General features: G+C 69.3%; 18 protein-coding genes. 9 read left to right on the top strand and 9 right to left on the bottom strand.

Annotated features, from left to right (window positions below):
- Nucleotides 1–12 precede the first annotated feature (12 nt).
- Nucleotides 13–909: an RNA polymerase sigma factor RpoH gene (gene rpoH, locus ATO6_RS14825; protein WP_088624790.1), complete on the bottom strand. Its 897-nt coding sequence runs from the start codon at nucleotides 907–909 to the stop codon at nucleotides 13–15.
- 321 nt (nucleotides 910–1230) lie between these two features.
- Between rpoH and ATO6_RS14830 the strand changes: the two genes are divergently transcribed.
- Nucleotides 1231–1896, top strand: coding sequence for a DUF4386 domain-containing protein (locus ATO6_RS14830; RefSeq protein ID WP_088624873.1), 666 nt, complete (start codon nucleotides 1231–1233; stop codon nucleotides 1894–1896).
- Here ATO6_RS14830 and ATO6_RS14835 read toward each other — a convergent pair.
- Nucleotides 1893–2918: an RluA family pseudouridine synthase gene (locus ATO6_RS14835; protein WP_088624791.1), complete on the bottom strand. Its 1026-nt coding sequence runs from the start codon at nucleotides 2916–2918 to the stop codon at nucleotides 1893–1895. The genes ATO6_RS14830 and ATO6_RS14835 overlap by 4 nt on opposite strands.
- On the opposite strand from ATO6_RS14835, the gene ATO6_RS14840 reads away from it, so the two are divergent.
- Nucleotides 2917–3216 (top strand): DUF6476 family protein, encoded by a 300-nt coding sequence (locus tag ATO6_RS14840; RefSeq protein WP_088624792.1) that lies wholly within the window; start codon nucleotides 2917–2919, stop codon nucleotides 3214–3216. The genes ATO6_RS14835 and ATO6_RS14840 overlap by 2 nt on opposite strands.
- Before the next feature lie 94 nt (nucleotides 3217–3310).
- Nucleotides 3311–4912 carry a gamma-glutamyltransferase family protein gene (locus tag ATO6_RS14845; protein WP_088624793.1) on the top strand — a complete coding sequence of 534 codons (1602 nt, stop codon included), beginning with the start codon at nucleotides 3311–3313 and terminating at the stop codon, nucleotides 4910–4912.
- 111 nt (nucleotides 4913–5023) lie between these two features.
- Here ATO6_RS14845 and ATO6_RS14850 read toward each other — a convergent pair whose 3' ends face one another.
- Entirely contained in the window at nucleotides 5024–5659 is a 636-nt protein-coding gene (locus ATO6_RS14850) for a cytochrome b/b6 domain-containing protein (protein WP_254919160.1), read from the bottom strand.
- Entirely contained in the window at nucleotides 5659–5979 is a 321-nt protein-coding gene (locus ATO6_RS14855; RefSeq protein WP_088624794.1) for a PepSY domain-containing protein, read from the bottom strand. The genes ATO6_RS14850 and ATO6_RS14855 overlap by 1 nt, the downstream gene beginning before the upstream one ends.
- A gap of 128 nt (nucleotides 5980–6107) precedes the next feature.
- Here ATO6_RS14855 and ATO6_RS14860 point away from each other — a divergent pair, with 128 nt between their 5' ends.
- Genes ATO6_RS14860 through ATO6_RS14870 form a run of 3 tightly spaced genes read left to right on the top strand, consistent with a single transcriptional unit; the run spans nucleotide 6108 to nucleotide 8402 of the window.
- Nucleotides 6108–6407: a PepSY domain-containing protein gene (locus ATO6_RS14860; protein ID WP_088624795.1), complete on the top strand. Its 300-nt coding sequence runs from the start codon at nucleotides 6108–6110 to the stop codon at nucleotides 6405–6407.
- A gap of 1 nt (nucleotide 6408) precedes the next feature.
- Nucleotides 6409–7068 (top strand): response regulator transcription factor, encoded by a 660-nt coding sequence (locus ATO6_RS14865; RefSeq protein ID WP_088624796.1) that lies wholly within the window; start codon nucleotides 6409–6411, stop codon nucleotides 7066–7068.
- On the top strand, nucleotides 7065–8402 hold the full coding sequence (locus ATO6_RS14870; RefSeq protein WP_088624797.1) for a sensor histidine kinase: 1338 nt from the start codon (nucleotides 7065–7067) through the stop codon (nucleotides 8400–8402). Before ATO6_RS14865 ends, ATO6_RS14870 begins: the two co-directional genes overlap by 4 nt.
- Nucleotides 8403–8463: 61 nt before the next feature.
- Here ATO6_RS14870 and ATO6_RS14875 read toward each other — a convergent pair whose 3' ends face one another.
- The 5 genes from ATO6_RS14875 to ATO6_RS14900 form a co-directional block, all read right to left on the bottom strand.
- Nucleotides 8464–9246, bottom strand: a complete 783-nt coding sequence (locus ATO6_RS14875; RefSeq protein ID WP_088624798.1) for a xanthine dehydrogenase family protein subunit M — start codon at nucleotides 9244–9246, stop codon at nucleotides 8464–8466.
- Between the two features lie 12 nt (nucleotides 9247–9258).
- On the bottom strand, nucleotides 9259–11607 hold the full coding sequence (locus ATO6_RS14880) for a xanthine dehydrogenase family protein molybdopterin-binding subunit (RefSeq protein WP_088624799.1): 2349 nt from the start codon (nucleotides 11605–11607) through the stop codon (nucleotides 9259–9261).
- A gap of 16 nt (nucleotides 11608–11623) precedes the next feature.
- Nucleotides 11624–12097 (bottom strand): (2Fe-2S)-binding protein, encoded by a 474-nt coding sequence (locus ATO6_RS14885; RefSeq protein ID WP_088624800.1) that lies wholly within the window; start codon nucleotides 12095–12097, stop codon nucleotides 11624–11626.
- A gap of 346 nt (nucleotides 12098–12443) precedes the next feature.
- Nucleotides 12444–13673 (bottom strand): VWA domain-containing protein, encoded by a 1230-nt coding sequence (locus tag ATO6_RS14895; RefSeq protein WP_254919161.1) that lies wholly within the window; start codon nucleotides 13671–13673, stop codon nucleotides 12444–12446.
- On the bottom strand, nucleotides 13657–14568 hold the full coding sequence (locus ATO6_RS14900) for a MoxR family ATPase (protein WP_088624802.1): 912 nt from the start codon (nucleotides 14566–14568) through the stop codon (nucleotides 13657–13659). The genes ATO6_RS14895 and ATO6_RS14900 overlap by 17 nt, the downstream gene beginning before the upstream one ends.
- A gap of 66 nt (nucleotides 14569–14634) precedes the next feature.
- On the opposite strand from ATO6_RS14900, the gene ATO6_RS25600 reads away from it, so the two are divergent.
- The 3 genes from ATO6_RS25600 to ATO6_RS14910 all read left to right on the top strand — a co-directional run bounded on the left by ATO6_RS25600 (nucleotide 14635) and on the right by ATO6_RS14910 (nucleotide 19875).
- Complete coding sequence (locus ATO6_RS25600) at nucleotides 14635–14787, top strand: hypothetical protein (RefSeq protein ID WP_141102012.1); 153 nt, start codon at nucleotides 14635–14637, stop codon at nucleotides 14785–14787.
- Nucleotides 14729–15742 (top strand): AraC family transcriptional regulator, encoded by a 1014-nt coding sequence (locus tag ATO6_RS14905; protein WP_088624803.1) that lies wholly within the window; start codon nucleotides 14729–14731, stop codon nucleotides 15740–15742. The genes ATO6_RS25600 and ATO6_RS14905 overlap by 59 nt, the downstream gene beginning before the upstream one ends.
- 182 nt (nucleotides 15743–15924) lie before the next feature.
- Nucleotides 15925–19875, top strand: a complete 3951-nt coding sequence (locus ATO6_RS14910; protein ID WP_141102011.1) for an autotransporter domain-containing protein — start codon at nucleotides 15925–15927, stop codon at nucleotides 19873–19875.
- Nucleotides 19876–19901: the final 26 nt, after the last annotated feature.

The following is a 19901-nucleotide window of genomic DNA, read 5'->3' on the forward strand; positions in this document are numbered from 1 at the left end:
CGGCATAAGACCTCAGACGGCCGCCAGCATCCCCTTCTCCGCCGCAAGATCGCGCATCCGCTCCTGCAGCTTCTCGAAGGCCCGCACCTCGATCTGGCGGATCCGCTCGCGGCTGACGCCGTATTCGGCCGACAGATCCTCGAGCGTGATGTTCTCCTCGCTCAGCCGACGCTTGGCGAGGATGTCCCGCTCGCGGTCGTTCAGGACCGACATCGCCTCGACCAGAAGTTCGCGGCGGGCGTCCAGCTCGTCCCGCTCGGCATAGTCTTCGGCCTGGTTGGCGTCTTCGTCCTCCAGCCAGTCCTGCCACTGCATGGACCCTTCGCCCTCCGCGCCGATCTGCGCGTTCAGCGAGGCGTCGCCGCCCGACATCCGGCGGTTCATGCTGATGACCTCGTCCTCGGTCACGCCCAGATCGTTGGCGATCTGCTTGACGTTGTCGGGGTGCAGGTCGCCCTCTTCCAGCGCGCCGATACGGGCCTTGGCCTTGCGCAGGTTGAAGAACAGCTTCTTCTGCGCCGAGGTCGTGCCGAGCTTCACCAGCGACCATGACCGCAGGATGTATTCCTGGATCGAAGCGCGGATCCACCACATGGCATAGGTCGCCAAGCGGAAGCCCTTTTCGGGGTCGAAGCGTTTCACGGCCTGCATCAGGCCGACGTTCGCCTCGGAGATCACCTCGGCCTGCGGCAGCCCGTAGCCGCGATAGCCCATGGCGATCTTGGCGGCGAGCCGCAGGTGCGACGTCACCATCCGGTGCGCCGCCTGAGTGTCCTCCTGCTCGACCCAGCGTTTGGCGAGCATGTATTCTTCTTCGGGTTCCAGAAGCGGAAACTTCCGGATCTCCTGCAAGTAGCGGTTCAGGCCGCCTTCCGGCGTCGGGGCCGGCAGATTTGCGTAATTGCTCACACCCTGTCCTTCTCGTCTCATATCCCAGTTTTCATGGGGCCCAATGTTTATGGGCTTAACATCCAGATAGGCACGCGGTCCCGGTCGTTCAAGACCTCGCACATATCCTTTAACGCATTGATACCGCCGGTCCGTTGCATTTGGGAATCCGCCTCACGCGCATGTGCGAAGCGTGACGGATTGCAGGAGCGCATGCGGGCAGCTCATGCATTTTCGCATGACATTGATATGCATTCTGGCAGTAAACGTGGAAACCCGAATGCTTTAAGCCCTCGTCACATGACAACAGGTTTCAGACCAGTGACGGAAAGCGAGGGCCGCATGACATACGCCACACAGAAAGACGTCTCCAGCCGAGCCCGACGGGCCGGCTTTCTGTATCTCGGGATCATCCTGTGCGGCATCACCGCCGAGGGTATCCTGCGCGGCAGCCTGATCGACCGGAGCGACGCGGCGGCGACCGCGCAGGCCATCGCGGCGCACATCGGGTTGTTCCGCCTGTCGATCCTGCTCGACGCCGCGATGGTGGCATTCGACGTGGCGCTGGCGATGACCTTCTACCGGATGCTGCGCGGGCTGGCGCCCCGGCTGATCCTGACGGCGACCGCGCTGCGGCTGATTCAGGCGGCGATGATTTCGGGCGGACTGTTCACGCTCTTCGCCGCCGCCCGCGCCGCGACGTCTGGCGGGGATCCACTGCCCGCGCTGAATGCCCATGCCATGGGCTACGATCTGGGGCTGATCTTCTTTGGCGTGAACACGCTGATTATGGCACATCTGCTGGACCGGGCGGGGGCGCCCCGGCCGCTGGCCGCCGGACTGGCCGCCGCCGGGCTGGTCTATCTGACGGGTAGCCTGACCCGGATCGTCGCACCCGAGGTCAATGCCATCATGCAGCCCGCCTACCTCGTGCCCCTGATCGCCGAAACCGCGCTGATGCTGTGGCTGATCCTCGGCGCGCGCCCACGCCGGGCGGCGCGGGGCTAAGCGGCCCCGGCGCGGAGGGTCGAGACCAGAACCCGCATGTCGGCGGGCATCGGCGCCTCGAACCGCAGTGCATCGCCGCTGGCGGGATGGACAAAGCCCAGAACCGCCGCGTGCAGCGCCTGACGGGGAAAGCGCGCGGCGGCTTCGGCGGCGGTCTGGCCGATCAGCTTGGCGGACAGACGGCGGTCGCCGCCATAGACGGGATCGCCGACCAGCCCGTGCCCGCAATAGGCCAGGTGCACGCGGATCTGGTGGGTGCGCCCGGTCTCCAGCCGGCATTCCACCAGCGCAGCGGCGTCGGAAAACGCCTCCTCCACCCGGACCCGCGTGACGGCGTGACGCCCGCCGGCCCAGCAGACCGCCTGTTTCTGCCGGTCCGTGCGGTGCCGCCCCAGCTGGGTGGTGATCTTGAGCACCCCGCCCGGCTCGAAACTGGCGCCCCGCATCCCGCGCAGGCGCGGATCGCCGGCATCCGGCACGCCGTGGCAGACCGCCAGATAGGCCCGTTCCGCCGTATGCGCCGCGAACTGCGCCGACAGGCCCTGATGCGCGCGGTCGGATTTCGCCACCACCAGCAGGCCGCTGGTGTCCTTGTCGATCCGGTGCACGATCCCCGGCCGCTTCTCGCCGCCGACACCGATCAGCTGATCGCCGCAATGCGCCAGCAGCGCGTTCACCAGCGTGCCCCTCGGCGCGCCGGGCGCGGGATGCACCACCATGCCAGCAGGCTTCAACAGGACGATCAGGTCCTCGTCCTCGTAGCGGATGTCGAGCGGGATGTCCTCGGCCGCCATCTCGGTCTCGGCGGCCTCTTCCAGCGTGATCTGGACCAGATCGCCCTCGGCGACCACGGCCTTGGATTCCGTGACGGGCGTGCCATTGACCAGCACCGCGCCCTCGGCGATCAGCCGGGCGAGGCGGGTGCGCGACAGGACCGCCTCCTCTGGCACATCGCGGGCCAGCGCCTTATCAAGGCGGGCGGGCGGATCGGCGGCGATCCGGAAGATCAAGGTGTCAGTCATGACCAATTCCGACGATGACGGGCCGGAACCGGCCAGCCTGCGGTTCCTGCGCAGACTGGTGACGGTGCTCACCGGCGTGATGCTGGCGGGCCTGATACTCATCATCGGACTGATTGTCACCCGGTTCCGCGACACCGCCCCGCCACTTCCTGCCGAAATTACCCTGCCCGACGGCGATACGGCGCGGGCCGTGACGCTGGCCGAGGGGATGGTGCTGGTCGTGGGCGAGGCCGGGCGGCTCTATATCTACGACCGCGTGACCGGGCGGCTGAAGCAGACGGTAGACCTTTCGGACTGACCCGCGCCCGCCACCAGCGTGCGAAATGCGCCCCGCAGCTCGGTCCTGCGCGGGGGCCGGGCCTACGCTCCTTCCAGCCGGAGAGGAGACAGCCATGCACGGAGCCGCCAGCGCCCCCGAACCCGAAGCGGTCGACGCCGCCACCGAGATCCTCGCAGCCGGCGGCAATGCCGTCGACGCGGCCGTCGCCTGCGCCATGGTGCAGGGCGTGGTGGACCCGCCGATGTGCGGCATCGGCGGCTGGGGCACGCTGCAGGTCTATGCCCCCGACCACGGCGCGCACACCTGCCTGGATTTCTACGCCACCGCCCCCGCCGCGTCCCGCCCGGATCAGTGGGCGAACCGCCTGACGGGCGAGACGCGCGACGGCTGGGGTTTCCTGGTCGAGAACCACGAGAACGAACTCGGGTGGCGCGCGGTCGCCACCCCCGGCTCGATGGCCGGACTGGGCGAGGTCCACGCCCGCTACGGCTCCATGCCGTGGTCCGAGCTGCTGCAGCCCGCCATCGCCTACGCCCGTGGCGGTTTCCCGGTGCGGCCGCATTTCTTCAATTTCCTCGTGGGCGAAGGCACGCAGGGGCGGGCCGCGCAGCGCGACAAGATGCGGTTCTCGGAAACCGGGCGACGGCTCTACTATCGCCCCGACGGCTCCGCGCTGCCGGTCGGGTCGATGGTGAAGAACCCCGACATCGCCGACACGCTGGACCGCCTTGCCCGGCACGGGGTCGCGGATTTCTACCGCGGCGACCTCGCCCGCGAGATGGCCGAGGAGTTCCGCAGGCAGGACGCCCTGATCACATTCGAGGATCTGGCGAATTACCGTGTCGTCGAACGCGAACCGGTGCGCACCCGCTATAGGGGTCTGGACCTGACGACCAACTACGCGCCCGGCGGCGGGCTGGTGCTGGCGCTGATGCTGGGGATCCTCGAACGGTTCGACCTGTCCGCGCAGGAACACAACTCGGTCGATTACATCTCGCTCATCTCCAGCGCGATGCGCTACGCCACGGCACAGAAGGACGGCCAGCTCGGCGACCCGGAGTTCTTCGATATCGACCCGGACGTCTTCCTGTCGCCCGAGGTCTTCGACGCGGTCGCGGCCCGCATCCGCGCGGGCGAGACCTTCCCCGTCGACCGGCTGGAGCCGGAAACCCTGAACACCACCCATTTCTCGATCATGGACGAACGCGGCATGTCCATCGGCATGACCCATTCGCTGGGCATGGTGTCGGGCGCGACGGTGCCCGGCATGGGGTTCATGTTCAACGGGGCCATGGGGGTCTTTGACCCGCGTCCGGGCAGGCCCGGTTCCATCGCGCCGGGCAAGCGGCGCTACACCTCGGCCTGCCCGACCATCGTGTTCCGCGACGGGCGGCCCGAGATCGTGGTCGGCGCGCCGGGCGCCGCGCATATCGCGGGGTCGGTGATGCAGACGCTGGTGAACATGATCGACTTCGGCATGACCGCGCAGGAGGCGGTGCAGGCGCCGCGCATCTCAGCCACGTCGAACGCCATCGACATCGTCAACCGCATTCCCCGCCGCGTGCAGCGCGGGCTGGAGGCGCGGGGCTATACCGTGGTCCGCAACGCCCGCAGCCACACCTTCGCGCAGGTCCACTCGGTGATGCGTGATGCGCAGGGGCGGTGGTCGGGCGGGGCCGATCCGTCCTCGGACGGGGTTGTGCTGATGGCTTGAGGGGTAGCCTGAGAGCTAACCGGCGGGCCGCCCTGCCGAACGCACAGGCCGGGCCGGAGGTCCCCCTCCGGTCCGGCCGGTCTCTCTTGCACCGCCCCGTCAACGGACGGATCAGTCCGCCGCGCGCTTGCGGCCGTCGATCATCGCCCGCACGAGGTTCTCGCCATGCACGCGGCTGGCCCAGGCCACCCCGGCGAGGTGGAGCACGATCAGCAGCAGGGTCAGATTCGCCGCCACCTCGTGGATCTCCTTGAGCAGATCCCCGTCCTCGTCATGCCCCTCCCGGTGCTCGTCCGCCTCAGACCGCACGGTTGTCACGGCCCGCGGCGTCTCCGGCGCGATGATCCCGGCCAGCGGGCCGCGCCCCTCTTCCACCGCCAGCGTCGCCATGCCGGTCACGGCCGTGACGGACAGCGCCGCCAGCAGCGCGACGGTCATGGCCCCGCCCGCCGGGCTGTGGCCGATGTGACGCTCCGCCCGGCCCGCGATCAGATCGCGCAGATATCCGAAAACCCGCCCCGGCCCGGTGACGAAATCCGTGAACCGCGCCCGCCGGGGGCCGACCAGCCCCCAGAGGATCCGCAGCGCGACGGTCCCGGCGATGGCGTAGCCGGCCCAGGTGTGCAGCCATTCCGGCTCGCCCTCGGTCAGGTAGGCGGTGGCGAAGGCCACCACCAGCACCCAGTGGCCCACGCGGATCAGGGGATCCCAGACCCGCACCATGGCCCCGTCCGACGCGCCGGACATCAGTCGTCGTCCCGGCCATAACGGCGGTCGTCATCGTCGCGGTAGGGCAGAACCTCGCCCGTGGCGGCGTCCAGCAGCGCCTCGACCCGCATGCCGCGCGCGTCGGTCATCTCGACATCGTAGAGACCGCGCTCCAGTTCGATCTCGTGCAGGGTGTAGCCCTGTCCTTCGAGCATCGTCGCGATCTCGACGATGCTCATCACGGCGCGCGGCGGCGCGGCGGGCTGATCCGGCGCGGGGGTGGTGCGATCCTGCCCGACGGCGAAGGGGGCGGAAAGTGCGGTGACCAGAGCAGCGGTCAGGACGATTTGGCGTTTCATGTCGTGTCTCCTTGTCCGGGGCGGCCCGATCGGCCGCCGGTGTCCCCTGTCTGCCCCGACTCGCCTGACGCCCTCCTGACCGGGGCCGTCAGCTTGCCGTCAGGTTCGCTGCGATAGAGAATGACCCCATGCGCCCCCTTGCCCTCCTCCTGTGCTGCCTCGCCCTGCCCGTCCTTGCGGACGACAACGATCACGACCGCGCCCGCCGGGCCCTGCAGGCGGGCGAGATACTGCCCCTGTCCGAGATCCTGGAGCGCGCCGAAACCGCGCGCCCCGGCCGGGTGATCGAGGTCGAACTGGACCGCGACGACGGCCGCTGGATATACGAGCTGGAGATGGTGACCGACACCGGGCGGCTCTACGAGATGGAGCTCGACGCCGCGACCGGCGCGATCCTCAAGATCGAGGCAGAAGAGGACGACGACTGACATGCGGGCCCTTGCGGTCGAGGACGACCCCCGTATCGCCGAAGACCTGCGCGCCGCCCTCGCCGCCGCCGGATTCCGGGTCGAGGTCACGGGTGACGGCACCGATGCGTGGTTCCTTGGCGATACCGAGGATTACGACCTCGTGGTTCTGGACCTCGGCCTGCCGGGTCTCGACGGCCTGGCGGTGCTGAAACGCTGGCGTGCGAACGGGCGGAGGATGCCGGTTCTGGTGCTGACCGCGCGCGGCACCTGGCAGGAACGGGTCGAGGGGATCGAGGCCGGGGCCGACGACTACCTGCCGAAACCCTTCCGCATGGAGGAACTGGTGGCCCGCGCCCGCGCGCTCGTCCGCCGCGCCGGCGGGCACGCGGCCCCGGTGCAGGAGGCCGGCGCGCTGAGCCTCGACACCAACCGGATGGAGGTCGCCCTGAACGGCGTGGCCGTGCCGGTGTCCGCGCTGGAATACCGCCTGCTGGCCTGCCTGATGCAGAACCGCGACCGGCCGGTCCCGCCGGGCGAGCTGCTGGAACAGCTTTACGGCGACGACGACGCGCGCGAGGCGAACGCGCTGGAGGCCGTCATCGCGCGGCTGCGGCGCAAGCTCGGCCCCGGCGTGATCGGCACCCGCCGCGGTTTCGGCTACTACCTGGAGCAGACATGAGCCTGCGCCTGCGCCTTGCCGTCGTCGGGGCCCTCGCGATCCTGCTGGCCCTCGGGCTGACCGCGTTCGGGTTGTCGCAGCTGTTCGGCGCCCATGTCGAACGCCGCGCGGTGGCCGAGATGGGGGTGCAGCTGGATCAGCTTCTGGCGGGTCTGGATCAGGGGGCGGACGGGCTGGACGTCGCCCGACCGCCCGCCGATCCCCGCTTCGAACAGCCCTACGGCGGCGTCTACTGGCAGGTCGAGGCGGCCTCGGGCATCGACCGCTCGCGCTCGCTCTGGGACGCGGCGCTGGCGCTGCCGCAGGACCGGCCCGACGACGGCGGCGTGCATGTCCACAGTCTGCCCGGACCACAGGACCGGCCCCTTCTGGTGCTCGAACGGATGGTTACCCTGCCCGTGCGGCTTGGCGGCGGATCGGTGCGGGCCGCCGTGGCGATGGACGCGAGCGAGCTCGAGGCGGCGCGCCGCGCCTTCCTGACCGACCTCGCCCCCTATCTCGTCCTGCTCGCCCTGACCCTGACCGCGGCGGGCTGGGCCCAGCTCTGGGTCGGGCTCAGACCGCTCGGCAGCCTCGGCGCACGGGTCGCGGCACTGCGCGCCGGTGCGGCGGACCGGCTGGGCGCCGACTGGCCGGTCGAAGTGCGCCCCGTGGCGGCCGAGATCGACGCCCTGCTGGCCGCGCGCGAGGCCGAGACCGCACGGGCCCGCACCCGCGCCGCCGACCTAGCCCACGGGCTAAAGACCCCGCTGCAGGCCCTGATGGGCGAGGCCGCACGCCTGCGCGCCGCCGGGGCCGCCTCTCAGGCTGCCGCGATCGAGGACACCGCCCGCGCCATGCGCCGCACCGTGGACCGCGAACTGGCCCGCGCCCGGACCGCCGCGCGATCCGCCGACGCGCGATCCGATGCGGCCGAGGTGGCAGAACGTGTCGCCGCCGTGCTGAAACGGACCCCGGACGGACCCCGGCTGGCGTGGCGGCAGACCATTCCGCGCGGCACCGCCGTGGCGCTCGACGAGGGCGATCTGGCCGAGGCCATCGGCGCACTGGCCGAAAACGCGGCCCGGCATGCGCGCGGGGCCGTCACGTTTTCGGCGCTCGTGCGGGGCGGTGCGGTGCACGTGACCGTGGCCGACGACGGCCCCGGCATTCCGGAAGCGCAGCGCGCGGCGATGGTGCGCCGCACGGCACGCGCGGACGAAAGCGGCAGCGGTCTTGGGCTGTCGATCGCCGCCGGCATCGCCGAGGCGGCGGGCGGCGGTCTGGCGCTGGACGACGCTGAGCCGGGTCTGGCCGCGACGCTGATCCTGCCGCAGCCGGTCCGGCGCGCCTGAGCGCGGCGGTGTCGCACCCGCCCCCGAAAGGGGCGGATGCCGTGTGTTGCCGGTTAACGGATCAGCTGGCCGCGACGGCCCGCTTGGCCATCACCCGGATCAGGTTGGCGCGGTATTCGGCATCGCCGTGGATGTCCGACAGCAGGCCATCGGCAGACACGTCGACCCCGGCCACCGCATCCGGCGACCAGTTCGACGACAGCGCCGCCTCCAGCCCCGCGTGGCGGAAGACACCGTCCTCGCCCGCGCCGGTCACGGCGACACGCGCGCCGTTCGCCGTCTTGGCCACGAACACGCCGACCAGGCAGAAGCGCGAGGCGGGCTGCTTGAACTTGGCATAGCCCGCCTTCTCAACCGCCGGGAACTTGACCGCCGTGACGATCTCGCCCTCTTCCAGCGCCGTCATGAACAGGCCCTGGAAGTAGTCGTCCGCCGCGATCTCGCGCCGGTTCGTCACCACCGTGGCCCCCATGCCCAGTACCGCCGAGGGATAGTCCGCCGCCGGGTCGTTGTTGGCGATGGACCCGCCGATGGTGCCCGCGTTGCGGACCATCGGATCGCCGATCCCGCCCGCCAGCTTGGCGAGCGCCGGGTGCACGTCCTTGCTGGCGGCGACCTCGGCATGGACCGTGGTCGCGCCGATGGTGACACCGCCGCCCGAGGCGCTGATGCCCGACAGGCCCAGCCCCCGGATGTCGATCAGGTCGGAGGGCGAGGCGAGGTGCTGCTTCATCGTGGCGATCAGAGTCTGACCGCCCGCCAGCACCTTGGGATCCTCGCCCGACCCGAGGGCCGCGACCGCCGCGTCGATGTCCGCGGGCTTGTGGTATTTCGTCGGATACATGGGTGTTCCTCCTTACCCGGCCGCGTGGATCGCCTTCCACACCGCGGAGGGCGTGGCGGGCATCGCGAGGTTGTTGTTGCCGATGGCGTCGGTGATGGCGTTGATGACCGCCGGCGGCGAGCCGATCGCGCCCGCCTCGCCACAGCCCTTGATCCCCAGCGGGTTGTTCGGGCAGGGCGTCGAGGCATGGTGCACGCTGTAGGACGGCAGGTCGTCGGCGCGCGGCATGGTGTAGTCCATGTAGCTGCCGGTGATCAGCTGCGCGTCGTCGTCATAGACGACCTGTTCGTGCAGCGCCTGACCGATGCCCTGCGCGATCCCGCCATGCACCTGCCCCTCGACGATCATGGGGTTGATAATGGTGCCGAAATCGTCCGAGGCGGTGAACTGCACGATCTCGACCTCGCCCGTTTCGGGATCGACCTCGACCTCGCAGATGTAGGTGCCCGCCGGGAAGGTGAAGTTGGCCGGATCGTAGAAGGCGCTTTCCTTCAGCCCCGGTTCCAGATCGGGCGGCAGGTTGTGGGCGGTGTAGGCGGCCAGGCCCACCTCGTGCCACAGCATCTGCTTGTCGGTGCCCGCGACCTTCACCGCGCCGCCTTCGATGACGATGTCGTCCTCGCTGGCTTCCAGCACGTGGGCCGCGATCTTCTTCACCTTGGCCTCGACCTTGTCCATCGCCTTGACGATGGCCGACATCCCGACCGCGCCGGAGCGCGAGCCGTAGGTGCCCATGCCGAACTGCACCTTGTCGGTGTCACCATGCACGATCGACACGTTCTCGATCGGCTGGCCGAAGCGTTCCGCCACGATCTGGGCGAAGGTGGTCTCGTGCCCCTGCCCGTGGCTGTGCGAGCCGGTCAGGATCTCGATCGTGCCCACCGGGTTCACCCGCACCTCAGCGGATTCCCACAGGCCGACACCGGCCCCGAGCGACCCGACAGCGGCCGAGGGCGCGATCCCGCAGGCCTCGATGTAGGAGCTGTAGCCCAGCCCCCGCAGCTTGCCGCGCGACTTCGCCTCTTCCTTGCGGGCGGCGAAGCCCGCGACATCCGCCGCCGCCATCGCCTGTTCGAGGTTCGCGTCGAAATCGCCGATGTCGTAGTTCATGATGACCGGCGTCTGGTGCGGGAAGCTGCGGACGAAGTTCGCCTGCCGCAGCTCTGCCGGGCTGACGCCCAGCTCACGCGCCGCCGTCTCCATAACCCGCTCGACGAGGTAGCAGGCCTCGGGCCGCCCCGCGCCGCGATAGGCGTCGACCGGCACGGTGTTGGTGTAGACCGCCCGGACGTTGCAGTGGATGTTGGCGATGTCGTACTGCCCCGACAGCAGCGTGGCGTAGAGGTAGGTCGGCACCGCCGACGAGAACAGCGACATGTAGGCGCCGAAGTTGGCGATGGTGTCGATCTTGAAGCCGACGATCCTGTTGTTCTCGTCGAACCCCATCTTGGCCGTGCTGACATGGTCGCGGCCATGGGCGTCGGTCATGAAGGCCTCGGACCGGTCCGAGGTCCATTTCACCGACTGCCCGGTCTTCATCGAGGCCCAGAGACAGGCGATCTCCTCGGGGTAGATGTAGATCTTGGAGCCGAAGCCGCCGCCCACATCCGGCGCGATGACCCTGAGCTTGTGCTCGGGTGCGACGTTGTAGAAGGCCGACAGCACCAGACGGGCCACGTGCGGGTTCTGGCTGGTGGTGTAGAGCGTGTAGTGATCCTCGGAGGTGTCGAAGATCGCCACGGCCGAGCGCGGCTCCATCGCGTTCGGGCTCAGCCGGTTGTTGGTCAGGCTGATCTCGGTGACGTGCTTGGCTCCGGCCAGCGCCGCGTCTGTCGCCGCCGCGTCGCCGATTTCCCAGTCGTAGATCAGGTTGCCGGGCGCGTTGTCATGCACCTGCGGCGCACCCTCCGCCAGCGCCTTGACCGATGCGGCCACGGCGGGCAGCACCTCGTAATCCACCGCGACGGCCTCGGCCGCGATGCGGGCCAGTGCCTGCGTTTCCGCGATGACGATGGCCACCGCGTCGCCGACATAGCGGACCCGGTCGGTCGCCAGCGCGGACCACGGGCCCATGTTCATCGGGCTGCCGTCCTTCGACGTGATCGCCCAGCCACAGATGATGTTGCCGATGCCGTCGCCGGTCAGCTGGTGACCGTTCAGAACGTCGATCACGCCTTCCATCTCGAGCGCGGCCGAGGTGTCGATCCCGTTGATCTTCGCATGCGCATGGGGCGACCGGACGAAGGCCGCATAGGCCTGATTGTCCACCCTCACGTCGTCGGTGTATTTGCCTTTGCCGGTGATGAAGCGCTTGTCTTCCTTGCGCTTCACGCGGGCGCCGATTCCCACTTCTGCGTTCATCTCGTGCTCCTCCCGCTCACATTTCCTGTGCGGCCTGCGCGACCGCCTTGACGATGTTGTGGTAGCCGGTGCAGCGGCAGATATTGCCCTCCAGCCCCTGCCGGATATCCGCCTCGGACAGCGTCTTGCCCGCCGCCTTGGCCGTCTCGACCAGCTTGACGCTGCTCATGATCATGCCGGGGGTGCAGAAGCCGCACTGAAGACCGTGATTGTCGTTGAAGGCCCGCTGCATCGGGTGCAGCTCGCCGTTCGTGGCCAGCCCCTCGATCGACGTCACCTGTGCGCCGTCCAGCGCGACGGCCAGCGCCGAGCAGGACTTCACCGCCTTGCCGTCGACATGCACCACGCAGGCGCCGCACTGGGTGGTGTCACAGCCGACGTGGGTGCCGGTCAGGCGCAATTCCTCGCGCAGGAACTGCGACAGAAGGGTTTCGTCGGGAACGTCCCGGCTCACCTTCCTGCCGTTCACGGTCATGGTTACCTTGGTCATAAAGTCCTCCCATCAGCGGCTCTGGCGGCCGCGTTCTTCGAAATTTCTAGGGCCGGAAGGGCCGGTCTGTCGGTGTCGCGGGATCGAAGGAGAGCCGTGCCGCGACCGGACCGAAGCCCGGTCCCCCGGCGGACGCGCCAAGTGTTTCGGTCGCATTGCGAAACGCGGCGCCACGGCCGGAATCAACGGCCTTCGCGGCCCTTGCCATGATGGCGGCAGGCGCAGCGCGCCGCTGCGCGAACGCCGCCCGGTCCTCCCCGGTCCAGTCCAAATCGACGCCCTCCCCGCGACGAAATTGCACGTATCTGGATAAGACTCCCTGTTTCGATTCTTTGCAACCAACGACTTAGCGGACCGGCTGCATTCCCCGGTCTGTCGCGAGCGCTCGGGTCAGGTCGGCGATGCTGTCCAGCGAGTGGCAGGCGCGGAAGCTGTCGACATGCGGCAGCAATGTCCGGATGCCCCCCGCCCGCGCCTCGAAGGCGTCCCACCGCAGCAGCGGGTTCAGCCAGATCAGGCGGCGGCAGGACAGCGACAGACGCTCGGCCTCGCGGTCGAGTTCACCCAGATCGCCACGTTCCAGACCGTCGGTGATCAGCATCACCACCGCCCCCTGCCCCAGCACCCGGCGCGACCAGTCGCGGTTGAAGCTGCGCAGCGCCGCGCCGATCCGCGTGCCGCCTTCCCAGTCCGCCACCTCGCGGCCCAGCACGGCCAGTGCCTGATCCACGTCCTTGTGCGCCAGCGCGCGCGTGACGTTGGTCAGCCGCGTGCCGAAGGTGAAGGCATGCACGCGGCTCCAGCCGGAATTCGGCGTCCACGTCAGGGCGTGCAGGAAATGCATCATAATCCGGCTGTAGACGGACATCGACCCCGACACGTCGCACAGCACCACCAGCGCGGGCGGGCGGGTGCCGGGACGGCGCAGCAGCAGGCGCTCGACCTCGCCCCCCTTGCGCATCGACCGGCGCAGCATCCGGCCCACGTCGGGCCGCCGCCCCTGCGGTGCGGAGACCGTGCGCCGGGTCCGCAGCGGCGGCGCGGGCAGCACGAGGCGGCGGATGGCGGCGGCGGCGGTCGTGATCTCGTCTGCCGTCATCTGCTCGAAGTCCTTGGAGCGTATCTGCTCCGCCCGGCTCCAGCTCAGCGAGGCGTCGAGTTCGAGGCTCTGACGCTCCTGCGCCGGGACGGTGTCGCGGTCGGGCCGGTCCTGCGCCAGCGCCTCCTGCGCCCGGCGTTCGGCGGCCTTGGGCGGGCCCTTGTCGGCGGACATCGTCTGCAGCACGGGCAGCATGATCTCCATCATCTTCTCGATGTAATCCGGCGTGCGCCAGAACATGCGGAAGAGCTGGTGGAAGGTCTCGAAATGCTCGGGCCGGGTGATCAGTGTCGCACGAAGAACCCAGTAGAAGTCCTCGCGCTGCGTGAACCCGGCCACCCGCACCGCCTGCAGAGCATTGTGCAGCTGCGATGTGCCGACCTTGACCCCCGCCCGCCGCAGGGCATGGACGAAATGCGTCACGTTCTCGGCCAGCCGCCCGCCCGGCGCGATCTTTGGTTCAGGCGGCGAGGCCACGCCGCGCCTCTTCCAGAATCCGCGCCGCCTCGGACCCGGCGATCCGCGCGATGTCGTCCTGATACTTGAGCAGCGCCCCCAGCGTGCTGGACACCAGTTCCGGGCTGAGCGTCAGCGCGTCGAGCGCGATCAGGCATTGTGCCCAGTCGATCGTCTCGGCCACGCCGGGCTTCTTGAACAGGTCCTCGCTGCGCAGCCGGGTGACGAAGGCCACCACCTCGCGCGACAGGTCGTCGGCGCAGTCGGGAATGCGGGCCCGCAGGATCGCGACCTCGGTGTCGAAATCCGGGTAATCCACCCAGTGATACAGGCACCGCCGCTTGAGCGCGTCGTGCACCTCGCGCGTGCGGTTCGAGGTCAGGATGACCACCGGCGGTTCCTCGGCGCGGATCGTGCCGATCTCGGGGATCGTGACCTGGAAATCGCTCAGCGCCTCCAGCAGGAACGCCTCGAACGGCTCGTCCGTGCGGTCGACCTCGTCGATCAGCAGCACCGGCGGGCCCTCGGGATGCGGCTCCAGCGCCTCCAGCAGGGGGCGTCGGATCAGGTATTCATCCGTGAACAACTCGTCCCGCAGCGCCTTGCGGTCGGCGGTGTGCGTCGCCTCGGCGGTGCGGATCGCGATCATCTGCGCCGAGAAGTTCCATTCGTAGATGGCCGAGGCCGCGTCCAGCCCCTCGTAGCACTGCAGCCGGATCAGCCGCCGCCCGAGGGCCGCCGCGATAGCCTTGGCGATCTCGGTCTTGCCCACGCCCGCCTCGCCCTCGAGGAACAGCGGCCGCCGGAGCTTGAGCGCCAGAAACGCCACCGTCCCGAGGTCGCGGCCACAGACATAGTCCTGGCCCCGGAGCAAGGCGACGGTGTCGTCGATGCTAGTAGGGATATCCCGTGTCACAGCGTCCTCCCCGCCTGCTGGCCCAGTTAATCATCGCGCCCTGCGGCTGTCCATGACCGGGCTTTCATAAGGGCTTGCCGGACCGCGCGGCCCGCAATACCGATTGCGTATCCCGAGGGAGCCCGGAACGTCCGGTGTTCCGGCCCAGAGGTATCCGCCCATGCTCATGCCGATGTCCGGCCGACTTTCGCTGCGCTCCATGGACCGTCAGGACTTTGACCGGATCCGAAGCCTCGTGCAGGGCAACATCCTTTTCGACCTCGATCCCCAGACGGACGGACCCGCGCATATCGAGATCGGCGCGCTGATGTTTCCCGACCTGCTGGTGACGGATGTCGCGCTGGACAACGTGATGGCCACCCGTCGGCCGGATCACATCGCCGCCGACGGCAATGACGATGTGACCCTGAACATCCCGCTGCAGGGGTCCGGGCTGATGACCTTTCCGCAGCGCACCGGCCCCTCGGGGGCCTTCGCGCTGGAGCCGGACGGACGGGCGCTGGTCATGACAAACGACGAGCCCTACCGCGGCACCTGCAGCCATGTCAGGTCCATCGTGATCTCGATGCCGCAGGCGGTGCTGGCGCCGCTGTCGCTGGACTTGGACAGGTTGCGCGCCGAAGGCGTCGCCCGTACCGCCGCCGTCACCCTGCTGGCGGACTACGCGCAGCTCGTCTGTCGTCAGGTCGATGCGCTGGCGCCGAACCTGTCGCGCCTCGCCTCGGCCAACATGCAGTCCATGCTGCGGATGATCCTGCAGGATGCCGAAACCCCCGAGGTCGACACCGCGCGGCAGAACATCCGGCTGGACACGATCAAGGAAGACATCCGCGCGAACCTGAGTTTCCCCATGCTGACGCTCGACTGGCTGGCGCCGCGTCACAACCTGAAGCCGCGCCAGATCCAGAACCTGTTCTACGGTCAGGGCGAAAGCTTTTCCCGCTTCGTCCTGCTGGCGCGGCTGGATATGGCGCGACGGATTCTGGAAAGCCAGTTTGCCGAGACCCGGTCGATCAGCGAGGTCGCCCTGTCGAGCGGGTTCAACGACATCTCCTACTTCAACAACTCGTTCAAGAAGCTCTACGGGCATACCCCGAAACGGGTGCGCGAACTAGCCGTCGCACGGCGCAGCGCCCTGCATGCTACGGACGAGCCGGAGCAGGAAGCGGAGTAAAATCCACCAACCGTCCCGCCCAAGACACCCCGAGCCCGCGCCTCCTATACAGGCGCGACGTTTCAACAGGCGACAGGGTCGGACGGGTTATGGGTCACAGGTCATTCGCGGCACGCAACGCGGTGTCTTTGCAGGCGTTTCTTACGGTTACGACGGCCCTGGCCGCCTTGCCGTCGTGCGTCATGGCACAAGAAATCTGGACGGGCGCGGTCAGCTCCGACCTGACGGTCGACGGCAACTGGCAGGACGGATCGACACCGGTGCCGCCGCCCGGCGGCACGACCTTCACCGTCGGCAATTCGACCGACGCCATCGGGAACATGCCGGTCGTCACGACGGGGCAGAGCTTCGTCAGCCGGGGGCTCTCGATGGGTGGCCGGCAGGACGCCACGCTCGACATCCGGTCGGGCGGCACGCTGCAACTGGGCTTCGCCGGCGCGTCGGGCCGACTGATCGTCGGCGACAACGCGGGCCCGCTCGGGACCGGGCAGACGGCCCGCGTCAACGTCGAGGGGCTGCTGGACATATCGCAGGGCGGAACGGGCGGCACCGTGACTGTCGGAAACCTCGCGGGCGCGCAGGCCGAGATCGACATCCGCAACGGCGGCGCGATGACGGCGGGTTCGCTGTGCGTGGCCTGCGGCGACGGGCCCTTCGCCGGCACCGGCACCGTCACGATCAGCGGTGCCGGGTCGCGGCTGGACACGCTCGGCAACGCCGGCCTGCGGGTCAGCGGCGCAACGACAACCTCGGGCACCGGTACGCTGCGGATCCTCGACGGCGCCGAATTCCAGGCGGCTGCGGCAAGCGGATCGACCCTCGGGCACAACGGCCGGATCGAGGCGCGCGGCGCGGGCAGCCTGTTCGACCTGAACAGCGCGCTGAACCTGACGGGCGGCGACCTGACCGTCGCGGACGGGGCACGCGCGAACATCCAGTTCCTGAACATCTCGAACGCAGGCGCCTCGATCGCCGTCGAGAACGGTGGCGTCCTGGCCTCCACCACGGCTTCGAGCTGGCAGATCGGGCAGGACGTCAGCCTGCGGGTCGCAGGCGCGGGCAGCGAACTGCTCGTGCAGGGGTCCTTGTCGATCAATTCCAGCAACATCGGTGCCCCCGTGGCCGACGTGGTGATCGAGAACGGCGGGCGCGTCGTCTCCTCCTCAGCCCAGGACAGCGGGCTCGGCTTTGGCGAGGCGCGCCGCGTGCTGGTGCGCACCGGTGGCGAGCTGAGCCTTGGCGGCGGGCTGGTGATGAACACCGGCGCCCTCGAGGTCGAGGGCGGCACCGCCACCATCAACGGCGCCCTGACGATGGGCAGCTTCTTTTCCGGCAACAGCCTGACGCTGATCGACAGCGATTTCACCGCGACCCGGATCATCACGGGTGGCGGCACCGGGCCGGCCAACGTCATCAACCTGGGCGGCACGGCAGGCGGCCCCGCCGGCGCGCTCGGCACATTCGCCGTGGACGAAGTGCGCCTGAATCCATCGGGCGGCGGCGTGCCGGGCGAGATGATCCTGAACCACACCGAGACCGACTATCGCCTGTCGGCCACGATCGGCGGGTCGCAGGGCGTCATCCGTCACATCGCGGGCGACACGATCTACGATGCGCCGTTCAATCCCGCGATCCTGCCGGTGTTCCGTGGGGAACTAGCGATCACCGGCGGCACCTTCACAGTCGATTCCACCTTCGGCGAATCCGCGGCCCTGACGACCGCCACGGTCGCCAACGGGGGCACGCTGGCCGGGGCCGGATCGCTGAACGCGCGCACCGTCGTCACCGACGGCCGCCTCGCGCCCGGCAGCGACGGGACCGGCACGCTTTCGCTGTTCGGCGACCTGTTCCTGGCCGCGCGCGCGCAGCTCGACTACCAGCTGGGCGCGCCGGGCGGCGTCGCCGGCGTGGACAGCGACCTGATCAACATCGGCACCGGTTTCAGCCTGACACTGGACGGCACGCTGAACCTCGCGGATGCGGGCGGCTTCGGGCCGGGGCTCTACCGGCTGATGAACTTCACCGGGCCGCTGACCGACAACGGCCTCGACCTCGGCACGCTTCCGGCGGGGTTTTCGGCCAGCGACATGGCGGTGCAAACCTCCGTCGCCAACCAGGTGAACCTGCTGGTCAACGCCCCGCCGCCCCCGCCCGCCACCGCGGGCTTCCTCTGGGACGGCATCAACACCACCGCGAACAACGTGGTCGACGGCGGCAGTGGCACCTGGACCGCGACCGGCACCAACTGGACGATCCTGAACGGCACCGCCAACGGGGCCTATGACGACCGGCAGCTGCTGATCTTCGCCGCGCCGGGCGGCGCGGTGACGCTGGACCTCGGGACCGGGGCGCTGACCGTGGACGCGGGACTGCAGTTCGCGGCGGACGGCTATGTCCTGGCGGGGGCGGACCTTGCGATCACCGACGACATGGTCCTGCGGATCGGCGACGGCACGGCGGCAGGCGCGGGCATTGTCACCACCTTCGCAAACGGCTTCACCGGGGCCTTCGACATCGAAAAGACCGACCTCGGCACCGCCGTCTTCAACGGCACCGGATCGGGCACCGGCGCGCTCGAGATCAACGCAGGCCGCGTGATCGCCAACGGCGCGCTGACCAACACCGACACGCTGGTGCTGGGCGGCGGGACACTGGGCGGGACCGGCACGCTGGCGGGCGCCGTCGATGTCCGCGCGGGCGGCACACTCGGCGCGGGCGACCCGCTGGTCGCCGGGAACCGGATCGGGACGCTGACCGCCGACAGCGCAACCTTTGCCTCGGGCTCCGTCCTCGCGGTCGAGCTGAACGACGGCGGCGCCACCGCGGGCGTCAACAACGACATCCTGCGCACGCGGGCGGCGATCATCAACGGCGGCACCGTGCAGGTCCGCGCGGCGAACGGCACCGACGACGGCAGCACCTACACCGCCGGGACGCGCTACACGCTGGTCAACGCAACGGCGGGCGTCACGGGCACCTTCACCACCCTGGACGAGAACTTCGCCTTTCTCGATTTCGCCCTCAGCTACGACCCGAATAACGTCTTCCTGACCTCGGTCGCGCTGACGACGCCCGGCGGCGGGTTCTGCCTGCCGGGTTACACGTTCAACCAGTGTTCGACCGGGAACGGGGTCGGCTCGCTCGGGTCCGGCACGCTGTTCAGCGCCGTGCAGGGCCTGTCCGCCGCCGAAGCGCCGCGCGCGCTCGACGCGCTGTCCGGCGAAATCCACGCGACCCTGTCGACCGCGCTGACCGAGGACAGCCGCCACCTGCGCGAGGCCGCCCTGTCGGCGGCCCGCAACGACGAGGGCCGGCGCGCATGGGTGCAGGTCTACGGCTCGGACGGGCATATCGGATCGGACGGCAATGCGGCGCGGGCGGACACGCGGTCGGCAGGCCTGACCTTCGGCCTGCCGCTGGTCGCGGACGGGCAGACGACGATGGGGATCTTCGGCGGCTACGGCGCGTCCGAGCTGTCGATCGGCGACACCCGCGCATCGTCCTCGACAACCAAGAGCTGGCACATGGGCGTCTACGGCCGTCACAGCTGGGGCGCGCTGAGCCTGTCGGGCGGGGCCAGCCAGTCGTGGCACAGCATTGACGTCACGCGGACCGCCGCCTTCACCGGCTTCAGCGACCGGCTGACCTCCTCGATGAACGGCCGAACGACGCAGGTCTTCGCCGAAACGGCCTGGCGGATGGAGGGCAAGGACGGCTATGTCGAGCCCTTCGCAGGTCTCGCCTATGTCCGCACCGCCATCGACGGCAGCGGCGAAAGCGGCGGCGCTGCGGCGCTCACCGTGGCGGGGAGCCGTCACGACCAGCTCTATTCCACGCTGGGCCTGCGCGGCGGCACCAGCTTCGGGAGCGGCACGGGGCGCGTGACGGTCGACGGCGGGATCGGCTGGCGGCACGCCTTCCTCGACGTGACGCCCGAAACCAGCCACAGCTTCGCGGGCGGTTCGGCCTTCGCGATCCGCGGCGCGCCCGCGGCGCGCGACGCTTTGGTGATCCATGCGGGGGTGTCGGGCAAGCTGTCGGCCAAGACCGACTTCAATATCGGGTATTCCGGCGCCATCGCCTCGGGCAGTGCCGAGCACAAGCTGTCCGGTATGCTCAAGGTCTCGTTCTGAACCCGTGTCGGCGGGCGGGGCTTCCC

Origin of the sequence: Oceanicola sp. 22II-s10i, assembly GCF_002210105.1 — a bacterium.
Lineage (GTDB): Bacteria > Pseudomonadota > Alphaproteobacteria > Rhodobacterales > Rhodobacteraceae > Pseudooceanicola.